This window comes from Sutterella massiliensis, assembly GCF_016899755.1.
Lineage (GTDB): Bacteria > Pseudomonadota > Gammaproteobacteria > Burkholderiales > Burkholderiaceae_F > Sutterella > Sutterella massiliensis.
The window spans coordinates 1-1,329 of the sequence record NZ_JACJJC010000085.1 but is presented as its reverse complement, the minus strand read 5'-3'; the positions used below and the strand labels follow the sequence as shown (position 1 = coordinate 1,329).

The following is a 1,329-nucleotide window of genomic DNA, read 5'->3' as shown; positions in this document are numbered from 1 at the left end:
CTCCAGAACAACCGCCGAGAGCTTCAGGTCGGCCGCAACTGAACCCGCAGCCAGACCCGCACCACCGGCGCCGACGATGACAATATCGAATTCTGAATCCCATTTTTCCGGCTTACCGACAGGCAGCGCGTGCGCGGCGGAAGCGGCAATACCGGCAGCAGCGGCTGCGCCGACGGTTAAAAACGTACGACGATTGAGCGACATATACGCCTCCTGTGGCTGAGTTGCCAAATACGTTCTCGAGCCGTTCGCCCGTGGACGCCTGACAACATAGCCCCATCATCGAGAATTCACTACTTGAGTACTTTTGAGCATTGTCAAGAGCACGCCTTCGATTGACGTTGAACCAAACACTGAGAGTGCACTTTTACCCGTTTCTATCACCCGGCTGCCCGAGTCCGAGAAAGCCTTTTGGACAAAGAGGCCGTGTGAGCAGACATGCTTTAAGCCGTACAGCGCTGCACGTTGATCGCGATTCCGAAAAAGCACTGGTTACCGGCAAAAGACAACGTCGGTTCTGCTCAGTCTATTGGAGGACCTCATAGGCCATGAATGAAGGCCAACTTCTGGAAAACGGCTTCCTGTCCGGGCTTGTGAACACCGCTGCCCAACCGCGGCAAAATTTCCGGAAATTTTTCGTCGCCAGGGCGACAGCTTTCTTGATGCCCGCAATGCCGGTGACCGGCTTCGTGGCGTACAGCTCTCGATAACACCAATGGTTTGGACAGAGGCTTCTTTTTATCTTTATTGAGAACGCGAATCGTTCTCATATAAGGAGAAAAAATGCCCGCACCGTCTCTCTCTAAGTCCCGTCCCATGATGCCTTTCGAAAGAAAAAGAATCCTGAAAATGCTGTCGACAACTGCGTGTTTGGCAGTTGCTCAAGCTCTTGCTGCACCTGTTTATGCCTCGAATACGGCGGACGAGCCGGATTCGCAGGAAGCAGAGTCAGCCGAAGCCGCTTACGAACAAGATGTAGAGTTGCAGCCGAGCTACGTGAGACCGGACTACGTCGAAATTGAACGACTCCGCACCACGAAGGAAATCATTGTCCTTCCGAAGGAAGTAATTCGTGAACGGGGCAACCGCACCGTTTCGGATGCTCTTCAGAACGTCCCCGGCATTTCCGTCGGCACGACGGGTGCAGGTGAAATCGACATCCGCGGTCAGGGAGCGGGCCAAGCCAATCGGAATATTCAGGTGCTCATTGACGGCGCGCCGATCACGACGCTTGTCAACCATCCCATGTCGACGAATTACGATGTCGTACCTGTCGAGCAAATCGAGCGCATTGAAGTCATTCCGGGCGGCGGCAGCGTTCTCTACGGG

At 54.5% G+C, this 1,329-nt stretch carries 2 protein-coding genes and 1 pseudogene; 2 read left to right on the top strand and 1 reads right to left on the bottom strand.

Features of this window, described 5'->3' with window-relative positions:
• Positions 1-204: pseudogene (locus tag H6A60_RS11400) on the bottom strand (FAD-dependent oxidoreductase); the annotation flags it as partial.
• 344 nt (positions 205-548) lie between these two features.
• On the opposite strand from H6A60_RS11400, the gene H6A60_RS11395 reads away from it, so the two are divergent.
• Both H6A60_RS11395 and H6A60_RS11390 read left to right on the top strand, forming a co-directional pair.
• On the top strand, positions 549-710 hold the full coding sequence (locus tag H6A60_RS11395) for a hypothetical protein (RefSeq protein ID WP_205104702.1): 162 nt from the start codon (positions 549-551) through the stop codon (positions 708-710).
• A gap of 139 nt (positions 711-849) precedes the next feature.
• The coding region (locus tag H6A60_RS11390) for a TonB-dependent receptor plug domain-containing protein (protein WP_239477736.1) at positions 850-1,329 on the top strand (480 nt) is incomplete at its 3' end.